The organism is Rhodospirillum sp. A1_3_36, assembly GCF_047263945.1.
Taxonomy (GTDB): domain Bacteria; phylum Pseudomonadota; class Alphaproteobacteria; order Rhodospirillales; family Rhodospirillaceae; genus Rhodospirillum.
Genome location: NZ_JBLAVB010000015.1, coordinates 77,721 through 93,384, shown reverse-complemented (window position 1 = coordinate 93,384; position 15,664 = coordinate 77,721). Strand labels below are relative to the sequence as shown.

Annotated in this window: 21 protein-coding genes, 1 tRNA gene and 1 pseudogene; 14 read left to right on the top strand and 9 right to left on the bottom strand. The window is 61.4% G+C overall.

What is annotated here, in order from left to right; translation table 11 throughout:
- Window positions 1-875 (top strand): type IV secretory system conjugative DNA transfer family protein (locus ACLIRY_RS21605; RefSeq protein WP_413207498.1); only part of this gene is annotated, 875 nt, incomplete at its 5' end.
- A 44-nt stretch (window positions 876-919) separates the two neighbouring features.
- A complete protein-coding gene (locus tag ACLIRY_RS21600) occupies window positions 920-1,285 on the top strand; it encodes a DUF3768 domain-containing protein (protein ID WP_413207497.1) in 366 nt (121 codons plus the stop codon).
- Here the strand turns inward: ACLIRY_RS21600 and ACLIRY_RS21595 are convergent.
- From ACLIRY_RS21595 to ACLIRY_RS21575, 5 genes are all read right to left on the bottom strand, one after another.
- Window positions 1,282-1,878 (bottom strand): hypothetical protein, encoded by a 597-nt coding sequence (locus ACLIRY_RS21595; protein WP_413207496.1) that lies wholly within the window; start codon window positions 1,876-1,878, stop codon window positions 1,282-1,284. The two genes, ACLIRY_RS21600 and ACLIRY_RS21595, sit on opposite strands and share 4 nt — an antisense overlap.
- A 91-nt stretch (window positions 1,879-1,969) precedes the next feature.
- Entirely contained in the window at window positions 1,970-2,317 is a 348-nt protein-coding gene (locus tag ACLIRY_RS21590) for a hypothetical protein (protein WP_413207495.1), read from the bottom strand.
- A 14-nt stretch (window positions 2,318-2,331) separates the two neighbouring features.
- Window positions 2,332-2,619, bottom strand: coding sequence for a type II toxin-antitoxin system RelE/ParE family toxin (locus tag ACLIRY_RS21585; protein ID WP_413207494.1), 288 nt, complete (start codon window positions 2,617-2,619; stop codon window positions 2,332-2,334).
- Window positions 2,612-2,851, bottom strand: a complete 240-nt coding sequence (locus ACLIRY_RS21580; RefSeq protein ID WP_413203293.1) for a hypothetical protein — start codon at window positions 2,849-2,851, stop codon at window positions 2,612-2,614. Before ACLIRY_RS21580 ends, ACLIRY_RS21585 begins: the two co-directional genes overlap by 8 nt.
- A gap of 197 nt (window positions 2,852-3,048) precedes the next feature.
- Complete coding sequence (locus ACLIRY_RS21575) at window positions 3,049-3,642, bottom strand: tyrosine-type recombinase/integrase (RefSeq protein WP_413207493.1); 594 nt, start codon at window positions 3,640-3,642, stop codon at window positions 3,049-3,051.
- A 139-nt stretch (window positions 3,643-3,781) separates the two neighbouring features.
- Between ACLIRY_RS21575 and ACLIRY_RS21570 the strand changes: the two genes are divergently transcribed.
- From ACLIRY_RS21570 to ACLIRY_RS21555, 4 genes are all read left to right on the top strand, one after another.
- Entirely contained in the window at window positions 3,782-4,015 is a 234-nt protein-coding gene (locus ACLIRY_RS21570) for a hypothetical protein (RefSeq protein ID WP_413207492.1), read from the top strand.
- 11 nt (window positions 4,016-4,026) lie between these two features.
- Window positions 4,027-4,830, top strand: coding sequence for a hypothetical protein (locus ACLIRY_RS21565; RefSeq protein ID WP_413207491.1), 804 nt, complete (start codon window positions 4,027-4,029; stop codon window positions 4,828-4,830).
- Between the two features lie 493 nt (window positions 4,831-5,323).
- A complete protein-coding gene (locus ACLIRY_RS21560; protein ID WP_413207490.1) occupies window positions 5,324-5,617 on the top strand; it encodes a hypothetical protein in 294 nt (97 codons plus the stop codon).
- Between the two features lie 192 nt (window positions 5,618-5,809).
- Entirely contained in the window at window positions 5,810-6,319 is a 510-nt protein-coding gene (locus ACLIRY_RS21555) for a hypothetical protein (protein ID WP_413207489.1), read from the top strand.
- A 33-nt stretch (window positions 6,320-6,352) separates the two neighbouring features.
- Here ACLIRY_RS21555 and ACLIRY_RS21550 read toward each other — a convergent pair whose 3' ends face one another.
- From ACLIRY_RS21550 to ACLIRY_RS21540, 3 genes and pseudogenes are all read right to left on the bottom strand, one after another.
- Entirely contained in the window at window positions 6,353-7,225 is an 873-nt protein-coding gene (locus ACLIRY_RS21550; protein ID WP_413207500.1) for a tyrosine-type recombinase/integrase, read from the bottom strand.
- A 145-nt stretch (window positions 7,226-7,370) separates the two neighbouring features.
- Window positions 7,371-7,547 (bottom strand): annotated as a pseudogene (locus ACLIRY_RS21545) (integrase arm-type DNA-binding domain-containing protein); the annotation flags it as partial.
- Between the two features lie 162 nt (window positions 7,548-7,709).
- A tRNA-Ser gene (locus tag ACLIRY_RS21540) sits at window positions 7,710-7,799 on the bottom strand.
- Between the two features lie 539 nt (window positions 7,800-8,338).
- Between ACLIRY_RS21540 and rplU the strand changes: the two genes are divergently transcribed.
- The 8 genes from rplU (at window position 8,339) to rlmH (ending at window position 14,431) form a co-directional block, all read left to right on the top strand.
- Entirely contained in the window at window positions 8,339-8,641 is a 303-nt protein-coding gene (gene rplU / locus ACLIRY_RS21535) for a 50S ribosomal protein L21 (RefSeq protein WP_413207488.1), read from the top strand.
- A 51-nt stretch (window positions 8,642-8,692) separates the two neighbouring features.
- Complete coding sequence (gene rpmA, locus ACLIRY_RS21530; protein ID WP_413207487.1) at window positions 8,693-8,950, top strand: 50S ribosomal protein L27; 258 nt, start codon at window positions 8,693-8,695, stop codon at window positions 8,948-8,950.
- Window positions 8,951-9,090: 140 nt separating this feature from the next.
- Entirely contained in the window at window positions 9,091-10,203 is a 1,113-nt protein-coding gene (gene obgE / locus ACLIRY_RS21525; RefSeq protein WP_413207486.1) for a GTPase ObgE, read from the top strand.
- Window positions 10,191-11,420, top strand: a complete 1,230-nt coding sequence (gene proB / locus ACLIRY_RS21520; RefSeq protein WP_413207485.1) for a glutamate 5-kinase — start codon at window positions 10,191-10,193, stop codon at window positions 11,418-11,420. The genes obgE and proB overlap by 13 nt, the downstream gene beginning before the upstream one ends.
- A gap of 32 nt (window positions 11,421-11,452) precedes the next feature.
- Window positions 11,453-12,742 (top strand): glutamate-5-semialdehyde dehydrogenase, encoded by a 1,290-nt coding sequence (locus ACLIRY_RS21515; RefSeq protein ID WP_413207484.1) that lies wholly within the window; start codon window positions 11,453-11,455, stop codon window positions 12,740-12,742.
- A gap of 104 nt (window positions 12,743-12,846) precedes the next feature.
- On the top strand, window positions 12,847-13,440 hold the full coding sequence (locus tag ACLIRY_RS21510) for a nicotinate-nucleotide adenylyltransferase (protein ID WP_413207483.1): 594 nt from the start codon (window positions 12,847-12,849) through the stop codon (window positions 13,438-13,440).
- Complete coding sequence (gene rsfS / locus ACLIRY_RS21505) at window positions 13,421-13,816, top strand: ribosome silencing factor (protein ID WP_413207482.1); 396 nt, start codon at window positions 13,421-13,423, stop codon at window positions 13,814-13,816. The genes ACLIRY_RS21510 and rsfS overlap by 20 nt, the downstream gene beginning before the upstream one ends.
- Before the next feature lie 156 nt (window positions 13,817-13,972).
- The gene (rlmH, locus tag ACLIRY_RS21500) at window positions 13,973-14,431 is read left to right on the top strand and encodes a 23S rRNA (pseudouridine(1915)-N(3))-methyltransferase RlmH (RefSeq protein ID WP_413207481.1); all 459 of its coding nucleotides are present in this window, start codon (window positions 13,973-13,975) and stop codon (window positions 14,429-14,431) included.
- Between the two features lie 150 nt (window positions 14,432-14,581).
- Here the strand turns inward: rlmH and ACLIRY_RS21495 are convergent, their stop codons facing one another.
- The gene (locus ACLIRY_RS21495) at window positions 14,582-15,661 is read right to left on the bottom strand and encodes a CobW family GTP-binding protein (protein ID WP_413207480.1); all 1,080 of its coding nucleotides are present in this window, start codon (window positions 15,659-15,661) and stop codon (window positions 14,582-14,584) included.
- Between the last annotated feature and the right edge of the window lie 3 nt (window positions 15,662-15,664).

The window sequence follows — 15,664 nt, the reverse complement described above, 5'->3', positions numbered from 1 at the left end:
CCCTGAAAAACAGCCCCGAGGGCGAGACCGTCACGCTGGCGAGCGTCCTCTATCGCCTGAACCATTTCGACGCCCACGCGGGCGGCACCGAGACCGACCGCTTCATCGTCGAGAACACGCTGAACGATCCGGCCACCTTCGACGACTACAAGGGCTTCACCAACGCGGCGCCGGAGAAGATGATGCTCTCCTTCGTCTCCACCGCCGCGACCGCCCTTTCCCTGTTGGGCAATCCGGACATCGCCCGCCTGACCAGCCACCATGATTTCGACTTCGCGGCCATGAAGGAGGAGAAGACGGCCCTCTTCGTCATGGTGCGCCAGCAGGACATGGGGACATTCCGCTTCCTCCTGTCCCTCTTCTACACGGAGCTCTGTTCCGCCCTGCTCAAGGAGCGCAAGGGCCGCCTGCCGGTCTTCCTGCTCCTCGACGAGTTCGCCCATCTGCGTATCCCCGGTTTCCCCACCTTCGCCGCCACGGCGCGAAAGTACCGGGTCGGCTTCTGGCTGATCCTGCAATCCCTCTCCCAACTGTCCGCCAACTACGGACAGAACGAAGCCTCGGCCATCCTGGAAAGCGTGGGCACGGAGAGCTATTTCGGCGGCATGGGGTTGGACACGGCGCAGAACCTCTCGGCCCGCCTGGGTACGGCTTTCCGGCTCAACTGGTTCAAGCCTTCGGACGGCCTGCACCAGTCGCCCCTCATGCGGCCCGACCAACTCATCCGCCTACGGGACAATGAACTGCTGGTGCTCCATGGCAACCGCGACCCGCTGCGCCTGCGCAGCCTGCCCTACTACCGGCGGAGCGACCTGCGCACGCGAGCCCGCATGCCCCCCGCCGAGCTCCCCGAGACCCGGGGCACGAGCCCCTGAGGGAGCAGTCCGCTCCCCTCCTTTCCTTCCTAACCCCTTTTTCCATGAACACCCCCAACGAACGCGGCCCGGAAATGACCGAGGCCGAACGCCGCCTCCGCATCCGCACGCTGAACGATGCCTTCCGCACGACCTTCATCGGCGGACAGGTCATGCTCACCCAGGGCATCCAGGCCCTCGGCTCCCGCGTGGTCTACGACCTCATCCAGGCAATCCAGAGCTACGACGATTTCACCAAGGACAACGACCCCCACGGCGAACATGACTTCGGTGCCTTCACCGCCGAGGGCCGGAAGATCTTTTGGAAAATCGATTGCTACGACGAAGCCATGACCGTCGGGTCGGACGACCCCACGGACCCGACGAAAACGACGCGGGTTTTAACGATCATGCTGGCGGAGGAGTATTAATAATATTCAGGAAGAATGGGATTTATTCTATTGTCTTTCTTTCTAACCGAAGCAAATCCTATGTCGCCGAACAATACACTCTCCGCATTCTTTGTCCAACCTGTTGATGAGTGCCAAATTGCTGCCTGCCCCATAATGAAGCTGATTCTCCCTTTATTCATTTCCCGCATTGTACCGACCCTGAATTTTTCAGCTACAATCCTCATTCCCTCAGACTCTTTCAAATAACTTGTTACATCATCATCGTGTTCTCCGAGCCAATCCGGAAAAAGAGCAATAGCTGGAAGCCTACAACCAATATATTCTGGAAAACGCTTATCATTAATCTCAGAAATTCTGTAATGTATAGCCTGCCGAATTGCCTTTGAAAACTCACTCATAAATAAATGTGACTTTTTAAACTCCAACCCTATCATCCATCCAGTATCGAGGCAGCGTGCCACAGCATCAATTCGCATGGCATTATCATCCAATCCCATAAGATTTACTTGCTCGAAAATATCAAACTTATCCGATAGGCCGTAAATTGCCGCAGATCGCGCAAGATCCTCTGTACGATATTTTCTACGACTATCATCTTTTGATTTAGCCATGCTCCGACTCCGCATCGACCAAAGGGAAAATATTTAAGTATTCATACGTTAAAGGATGTAAGAGCGCGGCGTCCTCGATGGGCCGCGCTCTTCATTTCCTTGCCGCCTCACGCAGACGCTGGGTTACCCGATCACACACCTCGTCCGCAGAACCGGCCACGCCCCAAGCCCCCGGCACGCTCACCAAGGCGGTCAGTTCATCGGTGGACAGGCCATCCTCGTGGACACGTCCGACAGCCGCAGTCACGGAACCTGAAGCGGTTGACGGTTTGTTCGTTCTCATAGCGTCAGTCCATTCTTGTGGTTCGGGCGGCGCGACACGCGCCTCGGCACGCTCTTTCTCGTCGGCGTATTTCTTGAGGGCGACCAGTTCCTCTTCCGGGGCATTTTGCAGCCATTCGGCCAATTTGGGATCAGATATCTCGCGATCAAAGCGCATGGGATGCCCTCGGGTTACAAGGCGGCTCGAATATCTCGCGACGAGTGAATGACACGAACAACAGAGATGCCATCTTCCAGGGGCATGTACAGGACAACATAGGCTCCGTGTGCGAATGACCGCATCCCGGGTGCGATATCCGGTCTGCTCTGCCCGCTCATGGGGAAGTCTGCTCTCTTCCCGCACCGGACCCGGATTTCATGGACGAATGATCCCGACCTCTCAGGGTTGTCCTGAGCGATGTACCGGGCGATGGTCTTCAAATCGGCGACAGCGGCACGGCTATATACCGCTTTAGCCATCTTTCAGCTGGGGATACTGTCCGTACAGATCGCCAAGAATATCCTCGAAGGCTTCTTCTTCGGACACCTCACCGCTCTCCAGGCCCTCCTGTGCCAGACGACGCAGTTCGTGGAGTTTCGCGACATCCTCGGCGTCCAGGACCTGGGCGAAAACGAACTGATCCTCCTTCACGCCTGCCTTGGCGAGCGCGGCGGGAAATTCGGCGACGGAGCTTTGAACGATTTTCGTCATGCCTTGAGTTTAGGAAGCCGGAGCCTTCCGTGCAAGGGTCGTTGCTCCCAAATACAGCATGGTTCAGGAAGAGGCATTGAAGAGAACGCCCACGTCCTCACCTAAAGAAAAGCCGACTTTCCCAAAAAGGCGCATTTTTGGGAAAGATGGGATTTCATGTGAGACGCTCTTTTCCGGAAGAAAACACGGGGAAATTCTTACGGTTTTACAGTCGGATCGTCAATTTCTCCGTCCCAAATGTCGTTGAATTTGCTGTCGTCCAGTTCGGTATAGCGGGCCGTGTGCTTCAAATCGCGATGGCCGAGGAACTTTTGGATTTTCCGGTATTGGCGGTCCAGGACATTGGTCAAATGGAAGCCGCAAGAGTGACGCAGCATGTGGGTATTGACCCGAACGTCCAAGCCCGCCGCCTGTCCGGCCCGGTCGATCAGCTTGTAGATCGTGGAATGACAAAGCGGCGTTCCACGGTCATTGATAAAGACCGGCGTGGAGGGCGTGGCGCCCTCCGGTCGGAGCCGCATGAGGGCGCCCACTTCGAAGGCTCCGAGGAGATGAGTGGAGGGCGATCCCTTCTTCTTCCTCTGAACGTGAAGCCGCATGTGCTCGAAATCGACCTGTCCCCAGGTCAGTGCCCGCGCCTCGCTGGCTCGTAGGCCATGGCGGTACATGAGCCAGACCAGCGTTGAATCCCGCAGTCCATGTCGCCCGGTGGTCCGCGCGGCCTCGAACAGGCGGATGACTTCCAACTGGTGGAGATACTTGCGACTGCGGCGATTGGCGTATGGGGTCATGCGAGGGGGGTGAGGTTTTTTCTTCGGCATGGTGGGGCGTCCCCGACGGGTGAGGTCAGTCCACAGGCGGGTCGTTCTTTCCCAAAAATGCGCCAAAGTGGGAATGTTGCTAACATTCTGTATTGTAACATGTTTCCCCATGACCGAAGGCGCCCGGGCCGGAGATGTCGTCCAGAAGCCCAATCCCGAACTGCTCAAGCGGTTCGAGGATGAACGCGACGCGGCGGCGGTGGATCGCCAGAAGGCGGAGGAGAAAGTCCGTCGAGGGGAAGAGAAGGTTCGGGAAGCCGAACAGATGCGGAAGGACGCACACAACGAAGCCGTCGCCGAACTTTGCCGCAAGAACCTTCTGCCCCTCGACACTTGCCCCTAATCTTCTCTTGAATGTCCACTGCGGAACGCGGTCCGAACCGAAACACCGAGACGGAGGAGGCGTTTTCTGAAAGGCCGCCGCACTTCGATATTCCGGGGTTCGAGAAATTGCCAACGGAGACGCAAAGCCTGTATCTCCGTATTCCAGCAGCGGCCTTGGACAATGCCCGCCCGACCATAGAACGCGAAATCGCGGCTCTGAAACCGGCGGACGCCATTGAACGAGACGGTCAGGCCGACATTGGAACCGGCAAGGCCGAAGCCGCCACAGCGACGGTTCGCGAAACCCAAGCCGTCGCCGCCATCGACGCCTTCCACCGAGCGGAAACCGGCGATCCAGACGCAAAGAAGGAACTGGAGGATCACAAGAAGGAACTCCTCGGCGAGGAGCCTGACGACGCGGACATTTTCCGCACGATCCTGGAGAGCGAGAGTTCCGATCCCTTCGCCCAGGACACGGCCATGGAGGTTATGCTCTCCGACGAACAGGCGGCGGAGACCCAGACGGTGCTCGACCTGTTCCAGGACTTTCGCGGCGACCTGCCCAGCGCCGACGACGCTTTGCCGCCCAAGCTGCAAATCGACCTCTTCCTGAAACTCACCAAGGGCAAGGGCCTGTTTCGTGAACGCATGGACTTCGCCCGCGCGGCCCTGGGTGTCGCCACCGACGACGGCAAACGCAATCTGTTCGAGGGATTGTCCCAAACCGGAGTGCTCGAACACCGGGACCTGTGCGATCCGGCCATCGACGCCTTGCGCGCGGGCACCGACCGCCACCTGACCGAACGGGCCTTTGGCCGGGAAGACGCGGCATAGGGATCCCCAGTCTGGTAAAATCTGGGGGAACAACATCTAACCGGCTTCCCTTGGCTTTCGGGACCACGATCACGCGTGTCCACATGGCGGCTCGTGAGGGCGACCTCATGGCGGAGCGCCATGCGAAGGCCCAGCCGACGATAGGTGTTGTTCAACCGCCCGTGGGGTTGCCTTTTCGGGCGCCCGGGCGGGCTCCGGGGGCGTGCCGGGCAATGCCGCCTTGACCGGTCCCGCGCGTGCTAAACTGCGCGCGAAAGGGCGGAACACGATGACCAGCGGTAACGCGACCTCATCCGACCTCCGTCCGTGACCCTGCGTGGAAGCAGGATCACGCGACATTTCATCCCATCCGATGGTGGATTGGCTGAGGTCGGTACTGCTTCCACGGTGCGCCCCCTCGGGGGCGTGAGGGGTGACCCTCGCCGACCTCATCGAGTGCGCGCGGCGCATCCCGAAGGAGGGCGGTTCAACGACCCGCTAACCCTCTTCACCCATGTTCCCCGACGCATCCTCTTGCGATCCGGCCCGTTGCGACCAGCCCCTTTCCGAACTCCTCGCTCAAGACCCCTATTCTCTCCATTGGTGGGGATTGGTCTTTTGTCTCGCCTTCATCGCGGTGGGGCTGCTCCTCGCCTTCGGATTCGCGGGGATGGTTTGCGATGACGCCCTGAGAAAGCGATTCCCTCTCCGGTCCTGCTCCTATGGAATCGGCGGCGACTACGCCCCCTTCACCATGCTCGGCATCGGTGGGGCGATCCTGCTGATCGTGGCAATGATCACCGCGTAGGATGGAAACCAATTAACCCAAGGAGCCCTCACGGGCGCTTGGGGCGTGGCATCCCATAAGCCATGGAAGGGGGCAAACGCGCCACGAGTTTAACAGGCCGACACCCCGTAAAGGATTTGCCCCTCCGGGTTCCTCCTTGACGGGGTTTTTCGTCGGCCTGTTGCGTGGGCGGCGTTTTAACCCCCTTTTACCATGGCCACACGATCCCACATCGCCTTCTACGAGCGACCGGAGCAACCGCTCGAACAGCCCTCCATCCTGCTCTACCGGCATTCCGACGGGTACCCGAGTTCGGTTCTGCCCGACATTCTGCCCTTCCTGCAGTGGTTCCAGGCCGAACGTGGACTGGACGACGGCGAATATGCCGCCGCCCGGCTCCTTCAGCACCTCTGCAACCAATATGACGAGGTGATCGCCGCCATTTCCTCCGAAAACGGCAGAATCCCAGAAGAGACGCCCTTCACCGGAACCCTTGGCTACGGCATCTGTCCAACGAACACCCTCCACGGAGATATCGAGTTCCTCTACGCGGTGACATCGAATCCTCAAGTCTCGATCCACTACAACGCAGCGTCCTTCGGAGAACAAGCGCGGTTCTCCCGACTGGGCATCGTCGATCTCGCCGGAGACACCGTCTTCACGCCCCGCGCGGCAAGTTTCTTGGGGGAGTGCTTCGAGCACAAGTTGGAGGACGAGGCGTGACAGCGCAACGCTCCACCGATCCGGAAAAGCCCCCTATCCGGGGGCCTTTCCCGTACAGAAGCGCGCCCAGTCCTCGATCAACACCCGCCGCTTCTCGATCATGTCCGAGCGCCAATAGGCCTGCTCCGCCTTGTTCCCCTGGGTGTGGGCGAGGCACGCTTCGGCGACCTCGCGGGCCACCTCGGTACAATCCGCCGCCCAGTCGCGGAAGGTCGAGCGGAATCCATGGACGGTGATATCGCCTTCGCCCAGGTCGCGGAGCACCTTCGTCAGGGACGTATCCGACAGCGGCGTATCCACCTTTTTCAAGCCTGGGAAAATCAGCTTGTCCTTGCGCAGCTTGGCGGCCTCCGTCGGCACCGCCACCGCTTGGGGAGACAGGGGTACGCGATGTTCCTTGCCTCCCTTCATGCGCTCTTCCGGGACCGTCCATAGGGCCGCGTCCAAATCGATCTCGTCCCAGGTCGCTCCTCGGGTCTCCCCGGGGCGGGCGACGGTCAGGATGTCGAAGCGCAGGGCCAGCGCCGCCACCCCGCCGACGCGATCGAGCCGCGCCCAGAAGTCCGGCATGTCCGAATGGGGCAGCGCCGGGCGATGCTTCACCTTCTTGAGCGCGCCCGGGGCGGGCAGGACCAGGGACAGGTTCCCTTTCCACAGGGCCGGGTTCTCCCCTTCCCGGTAGCCGCACACCCGGGCCCAATCCAGAATCTTCTCGATCCGCCCACGAAGACGCGTCGCCGTCTCGGTCTTGTCGTTCCAAATGGGTTCCAAGACCTGGAGCACCAGCGTGCGGTCCACATCGGCCACCGACACCGGGCCGAAGACCGGATAGACATAGGCGGAGAGGGTCGAGGGCCATTGCAGGGCGTGTTTGGGGTTTTTCCACCCCGCCCGGTGCGCCTCTATATAAGCCTCGGCGCATTCGGCGAAGGTGATGGACCGCGCCGCCTCCAGCCGGGCCGTGGCCTGCCGCCGCTTCTTCGCCTCGATGGCGGTCGATGCCCTCCAGCCGCATCTTGCGGCAGAGCAGCGCCTTCTCCCGCGCCTCGGCGAGGCTCAGCGTCTCCGCCGAGCCCAATCCGTGGTGCCGCAGCCGCCCGTTTTCCCGGAAGCGGAAGACCCAGGATTTCGTCCCCGTCTCCGTGACCTTCAGGTACAGCCCGCCCCCGTCGCCCAGAAGGCCCCGTTTCGTCGCGCGCGAGACTTGAAGTGCCGTGAGTTTGCTCATGGGAGAATACCGAAGCAGGTCCGAAACCAGTCCATATTTCAGTCCATACTTTACGCGCGAATATGGGCGAACGCAAGCGAACCCCGGCGCGCCGTGCCGGGGTCAAAATCGCTTGGTTTCCGCTGTTTTCCAGCTGTATTTAGGGAAATTCAGGAAGAAAACTGGCGGAGAGGGTGGGATTCGAACCCACGGTACCCGCGAAGGTACAACGGTTTTCGAGACCGTCCCAATCGACCACTCTGGCACCTCTCCGCACGCTGGTCTTGGCGAATGGACCCCATTCACCTCGGGAAGGCGCGCAACCTAGTCCAAGCACAGGACCTTTGCAACGCCCTTTTGCACTGAACCGTAAGATCCAAGCCTGAGCATCAAAATCACACTGAACCCTGTGCAATCCACCTCAATCTTCTTACACCTCATTTCTCTATGGCCCCCGAGGTGGAGAGCGCCTCCCGCACCTCGAGCCCCGCCCGCTCCCGTCACCGCATTGCCATCCCCGTTGACGGCTCGCCCCCTTTTGCGGCACTGTCGCGCGTCGTTTTGGATCCCCTGGCCCTCTCTGGGACAGCGAAGACCAAACTGACAAGAAGGCCGAATCCCTCCTCCCCTTCCCCTCTCCACGCCGTAAAATCGGTTGGACAGGGGACGAGAAGCGGAAACGTCACGAGACCGTCATTCGACCGTTGACTCGGCCAAGCGCATCAGTATAGTGCGCCTTCCGTCGCGGATCCCCGGGATCCGCCAACACCAGTTTACCCAAAGGGCACCCCCCTTTACCGAAGGAATACGTCATGTTCGCGGTCATCAAGACGGGCGGCAAGCAATATAAAGTCGCCGAGAACGACGTCATCGACATCGAGAAGCTCGAGGCCGAAGAAGGCGCGACCGTGGAGTTCGACTCCGTTTTGGCGGTTGGCGATCAGATCGGAGCTCCCCTCGTCGAGGGCGCCAAGGTCACCGGGCAGGTGATCGCCCAGTTCCGGGACAAGAAGGTTATTATCTTCAAGAAAAAACGTCGCCAGAACTATCGCCGGAAGGCCGGTCATCGGCAGTCCTTGACAAAGATTCGTATCACCGGAATCGCTGGCGCCTGATTAAGGCGCACGCTCCGAGTGATCCCTAGATAATTCCAAGGAGATCCTCCCATGGCCCATAAAAAAGCCGGTGGTAGCTCCCGTAACGGACGTGACTCCGAAGGCCGCCGCCTTGGCGTCAAGAAGTTCGGCGGTGAGGTTGTCGTCCCCGGTAACATCATCCTGCGCCAGCGCGGAACCAAGTACCATCCGGGCGCCAATGTCGGCCTCGGCAAGGATCACACGATCTTCGCCAAAACCGATGGCCACGTGAAGTTCAACAAGGGCTTCCGCAATCGTATGTTCGTTTCCGTGGTCCCGGCAGAGTAACGCCGGAAACCACCGCTCTGGTTAAAGCAGAGCCCACAGTCTGGTTTCGGCGAAAGGGGGGAATGGTCACATTCCCCCCTTTCGCCGTTGCTCCCGCATCACCCCCGTTTTCCTTTCCCTCTCGCGAAACGCGGTGCCCCATGAAGTTCCTCGATCAAGCCAAGATCTTCATCAAAAGCGGCGATGGTGGAAATGGCTGCGTGGCCTTCCGTCGCGAGAAGTTTATCGAGTTCGGAGGCCCTGATGGTGGCGTCGGCGGGCGGGGCGGCGATGTCTTCGTCGAGGCTGTGCCCAATCTCAATACCCTGATCGATTTCCGCTACCAGCAGCATTTCAAGGCACCGAAAGGCCGCGATGGGTCCGGCGACAACCGCTCTGGCAAATCCGGGGCCTCCCTGGTGATCAAGGTCCCCGTCGGCACCCAAATCCTGGATGATGACCGGGAAACCCTGATCGCCGACATGACCCGCACCGGACAGCGAATCCGCTTGGCCAAAGGCGGCGACGGCGGCTTCGGCAATGCCCATTACAAAAGCTCCACCAACCAAGCCCCCCGCCGGGCCGATCCCGGCTGGCCCGGAGAAGAACTGTGGGTCTGGTTACGCCTGAAACTGATCGCAGACGCCGGCCTCGTGGGCCTGCCCAACGCAGGCAAATCGACTTTGCTGGCCGCCGTCACCCGCGCGCGACCCAAAATCGCCGATTATCCCTTCACCACACTGCATCCCAACCTGGGGGTGGTCCATATGGATAAGCGCGAGTTCGTCATCGCCGACATCCCCGGTCTGATCGAAGGCGCCCATGAAGGTGCCGGACTCGGCACCCGATTTCTCGGCCATGTGGAACGCTGCGCGGTTCTGCTGCATATGGTCGACGCCACACAGGATGATTTCGTGGACGCCTACCGCGTCGTCCGTGAGGAACTGGACGCCCATGGCCATGGCTTGGCGGACAAGTCCGAAATCGTCGCCCTCTCCAAGATCGACGCCCTCCCCCAGGAAGAAGTTGCCGATCGGGTCACCGCCCTGGCCGATGCCATCGGCAAACCGGTGATGGCGTTCTCCGCTGTTTCCGGCGCCCATCTGCCCGAGGTCCTGCGCCAAATGGGTGAACATGTGGACGCCGCCCGGCAGGCCCGCGACGAAGAAGCCGCCCGCGCCGACAACGCCGCCGCCCAGGATGTGGTTTGGGATGACGGGGAAGGGGGCGATGACGACGATGGGGCAGGAGATACCCCCACATGGGCACCTTAAGCCTCCGCGGACGCGCGGTCCTCGCTCGGGCCCGGCGCGTCGTCATCAAGATCGGATCGGCCCTTCTGGTGGAACAGGGTAGCGGCGATATCCGCCGCGCCTGGATGGATGCCCTGGCCAAGGACATCGCCGCCTTGCGCGCCGAAGGGCGGGAAGTGCTGATTGTCTCCTCCGGAGCCATCGCCGTAGGCCGCCGGTACTTGGGCCTCGACCCCAAACGCATGCGCCTGGAGGACAAGCAGGCCGCCGCCGCCACCGGACAAATCCGGTTGGCCCATGCCTATCAGGAGGTCATGGCCGAGCACGGCTTCACCGTCGCCCAAGTGTTGCTGACCCTGGACGATTCGGAAAACCGGCGCCGCTATCTCAACGCCAGGAGTTGTATTGACACCCTCTTGAAACTGGGTGCCATTCCGGTGATCAATGAGAACGACACCGTCACCACCCAGGAAATCCGTTTCGGTGACAACGACCGGCTCGCCGCCCGGGTGGCCCAGATGGCCAGCGCCGACACCCTGATCCTGCTATCAGATATCGATGGCCTGTATACCGCCGACCCCAACAAGGATCCCAAAGCAGCCTTCATTCCCGAGGTTACAACCATCACGCCGGAAATCGCTGGCATGGCCGGCGCCGCACTGACTCCCCATGGCACCGGCGGCATGATCACCAAGATCCTGGCGGCCCGCATCTGCCTGGACGCGGGCTGCGCCATGGTTATCGCTCCGGGCAAGGAGATGCACCCCCTGAAGCGCCTGAGGGAGGGGGGCCGCCACACTTGGTTCCTGCCCGAAGGCGAGCCCATGGCCGCCCGCAAAACCTGGATTTCCGGAGCCCTCAAGGCAGAGGGCTGCCTGACCGTGGACGAGGGCGCAGCCAAGGCGCTGTCCCAAGGACGCAGCCTGCTACCCGCAGGCGTGCGAGCCGTCGAGGGAGACTTCCAACGGGGCGCCGCCGTCCGCGTGGTCGACCTCGAAGGCCGTCCCCTGGCCAAGGGGTTGATGGCCTATCCCGCCGAGGACGCCCGGACCATCATGGGGCACCAGAGCAGCGAGATCGAAGCACTGTTGGGATACCGGGGACGGGAGGTCCTGATCCACCGGGACGACATGGTCCTGGAGGGCGGTGCCCGAGCCTACGCCCCCCCCTCTGACAGCGCCGACCCGAGCCACAGCGAGGCCTCGGTTTCGGATACAGACCTGCAAGCCACGCCTTGATTCGGCAAACATGGACCGAAGGAGACGGAACGATGAGCGATATCCTGGACCGCACCACCGATAGCCTTGATGTCCCCGCGATGATGGCGGAGATGGGCCAGCGGGCCCGCGCGGCATCGGCCATCCTGGGTCTCGCCCCGCGCCCGGTGAAGGATCAGGCCTTGGTCAATGCGGCCCGCGCTCTCCGTGCCCGCAAGGCCGAGATCCAGACCGAAAACGCCAAGGACATGGAGGCCGGGCGGGCCAAGGGCCTGACCCCTGCCCTGCTTGACCGTCTGGAGCTGACCGACGGACGAATCGACGCCATGGCCGACGGCCTGGAGGCCATCGCCAATCTGGCCGATCCCGTGGGTGAGGTCCTGGCCGCCTGGGACCGTCCCAACGGTCTGCGCATCGAGCGGGTTCGGGTGCCCATGGGGGTCATCGGCGTGATCTATGAAAGCCGCCCCAATGTCACCGCCGACGCGGGCGCCCTCTGCCTCAAGGCGGGCAATGCCGCGATCCTACGGGGGGGGTCGGAGAGCGTCCGGTCTTGCCGCGCCATTCACGCCTGTTTGGTCGAGGGCCTCAAGGACGCGGGGTTGCCCGGGGATGCCATCCAAATGGTTCCCACGACAGACCGGGCCGCCGTCGGCGAAATGTTGACCATGACCCAGTATATTGATGTCATCGTCCCCCGGGGAGGACGCTCTTTGGTCGAACGGGTCAGCGCCGAAAGCCGGGTGCCCCTGTTCAAGCACCTGGACGGTATTTGCCACACCTATATCCATGCCGACGCGGATCTGGAGAAAGCCCGGACGGTAACCCTCAACGCCAAAATGCGCCGCACCGGCATTTGCGGGGCGACAGAGACCATTCTGGTAGACCAGCAGATCGCTGCGACTCTCCTACCCCTGCTGCTCGATGACTTGGTCAAAGCGGGCTGCACGGTCCGGGGCGACCAGCGGACCCAAGCGGTTTCCGCAACCGTGGAAGCGGCCACGGAGGCCGATTGGGACACGGAATATTTGGACGCCATCGTTTCAGTGAAGGTGGTCGAGACCATGGACGAGGCCCTCGCCCATATCGCAGCCCATTCCAGCCAGCATACGGACTGCATCATCACCGAAAACCAGGCGGCCGCAGAGCACTTTCTGACCCAAGTGGACAGCGCCATTGTCATGCATAACGCCTCAACCCAATTTGCCGACGGGAGCGAGTTCGGTATGGGTGCAGAGATCGGCATTAGCACCGGACGCATGCATGCCCGAGGCCCCGTGGGGGTCGAACAACTGACCATCTTTAAATACAAGGTCCGCGGCACAGGGCAGGTCCGTCCGTGACCCTGCTGGCCTCCGACTCTCCGTCTCGGCCTCCCTCCCGGGCCTCCACGTCCCGCCCGGCGCCGTCACACTGGGGATCCCGACGACGGGGACGGATTGGGCTTTTGGGTGGTTCCTTTAATCCGGCCCACGATGGCCATCTGCACATCAGCCGCATGGCACTGTCCCGTCTGCGCCTGGATGCCGTCTGGTGGTTGGTCAGTCCGGGCAATCCCCTCAAGCCCCGGGCAGGCATGGCCCCCTTCGATGCCCGGTTGGACTTCGCCAGACGGGTCACGGCCCGGGATCCCCGGATTCGCGTGTTGGACCTGGAGAATCGCTGGAAGGTGCGCCTGACCGCGAAAACCCTGGCCCGTATGCGCCAGCGCTTCCCCCAGGTGGACTTCGTCTGGCTGATGGGAGCGGACAATCTGAAGCAACTTCCCAGCTGGCACCGCTGGCGAGAGATCGTACGCGGCATGCCCATTGCAGTTTTCGATCGCGCACCCTATTCTAAAGGAGCACTGGCCGGGCGGGCCGCTCGGCGTTTTGCCCGTTATCGTATTCCGACGAAAGCCGCCGGAATACTCGCTAGGCAAACGCCACCCAGTTGGGTGTTTCTACCCATTCGGAGACATTCCGCCTCAGCCACGGCAATCCGTGCCCGGGGATGGGATGGTTTCGGGTGCGCTTTAACCAATGGAGAGGACAATAACTAGCCTCCAACAGACGATCCACGACCCCGCCACCCTGGCTGGCCTCGTGGACAGTGCCCTCGATCAAGACAAAGCCGAGGACATCACGATCATCGATCTGGCCGGAAAATCCAGCTTCGCCGATACCATGGTCATCGCCTCCGGGCGGTCTGCCCGGCATGTCACTGCCATGGCCGAGAATCTGAAGGAAAAGCTGAAGGCCCAAGGCCTTCGGGTGACCGCAGAGGGTCAGCAGCAAGGCGACTGGGTACTCTTGGATGCCGGGGACATCATTGTCCACCTGTTCCGCCCGGAAGTCCGCGCCTTCTACAATCTGGAAAAGATGTGGTTGACGCCGGGCACGGAGGAGCGAGCTGTGGCTCAGCCTGCCGTCGGGTGACGGTTTAGAGCATGTTGCGTGAAATGTGTTTCACGAAACATGCTCTAAACCTTTGACATTGAAGCAAATCGTCATGCCTAGGGCGTGCGTTCCGCCCGTCGCAATCTGTTCCAGATTGCTCGGGATTTGCTCTAAGCAGAGCAGCGGATCCGGGCCATGAAACTGATACTGGCGGCGGTCGGCCGCGCCAGGAAGGGGCCGGAGCGTGCCCTGTTCGAGCACTATGTGGGGCGCCTGAAGGGCGGTCTACCGGTGCTGGAGGTGGAAGAGAAGCGCCCCCTCCCCCCAGCGGACCGCATGGCGCGGGAGGCCGATCTTCTCCTCGCGCAGATCCCTTCGGGGGCCTATGTCATCGCCCTGGACGAACGGGGCGAGACCTGGACCAGCGAGCGCTTGGCCCAGGACTTGGATCAACGCCGCTTGGAGGCCCGTCCGGCGGTGGTCTTTGCCATTGGCGGCGCCGATGGCCATGGGGAAGCCCTCAAGGCCCGGGCAGACAAGCTTCTCTCTCTTGGTAAGATGGTCTGGCCCCATATGCTGGTCCGTGCCTTGGTGGCCGAACAGCTGTTTCGTGCCCAGTGTATTTCCGAAGGGCATCCGTACCATCGAGCGTAGCAGCGACAGGGGCCGATCGCTTAAAGGGAAACAGGATCAGCTTGAGTCAAGTTGGCCCCGTTTTCCTTTCATTCGATAAATTTTGGAGTGTCTTCGAGGCCAAGTTGGGTCGCGAAGCGACCCAACTTGGCCTCGAAATACTCTAGCGGCTTATATGAATTCCACCTTGAAGGCGCGCAGGTCCTCCACCCGGTGAACGGGAGACGAGGGGTCGTTGGCCTCCCTCCAACCCTCCTCGAAGAGGGTCCGCAGGGATGTTTCGTCTGCCGCTCCGGGCCGACCGATGAACACCACCTCCGTTTCCACCGCCCTTTCCGACAGCGATGGCATCAGGCGCAACCATCCCCGCCGTCCGGTCACCTGCAAAACCCCATGATCCCCATTGTTCAGGTCCAAGCGGACAAGTCCTTTAGCCCGATAGATTTCACGGGGCAACCGCTCGACGATTCGTTGCAGAGCATCAAAGGAATAGGCCCGCTCGTTGTCCCTCAAACTCCAAGTGGCGAAGGTGTTTTCGTGGGCATGTCCTTCACCCTGCCCGGCGCCCTGCCTTTGATGCCCCAGCCCGTCGGAACCACGCCCCGATGCCACGGCCAACGCTGCGCCGCTAGATTCGGCCCCGAATAACAGGTCCACCGGAATGACCCCTTGGCGAGTCTCCAGAATGCGGGCACGGGGAACGATCTTCTCGACTTGGGAACGAACCTTGGCGAGTTGCTCCCGGGATACCAAATCTGTCTTGTTGATCACGACCAGATCGGCCACAGCAATTTGCGCGTAAGCCAGATCCGCATAGGTCTCCGCTTCGACGCCCCCATCGCCGGCCACCTGATCGGCGTCCAGCAGGGTGATGATGTTGCGCAGGTCCACGAGACCTTGCATCTCGGGCCGCAGAAAGGAGTCCACCACCTGGAGGGGACGAGAGACTCCGCTAGCCTCGATGATCACATGGTCCGGCGGGTCCTCCGCCAAGCAAAGGCGCGCGACTTCGTTCACCAGATCCTCGCGAATGACGCAGCATATGCAGCCATTGCTCAAGGCTATCGTCTCGCCTTCCACCGATACGACCAGGCGCGCATCGATATTGATCGAACCGAAGTCGTTGACGACCACCGCGAAGCGGTGGCCGTTGGCGTTGGTCAGCAGGTGATTCAGAAGCGTCGTCTTTCCCGCCCCCAAAAAACCGCCAATGATGCTGAGTGGTATCCGATCCCGTCGGACATTTCCCATGGC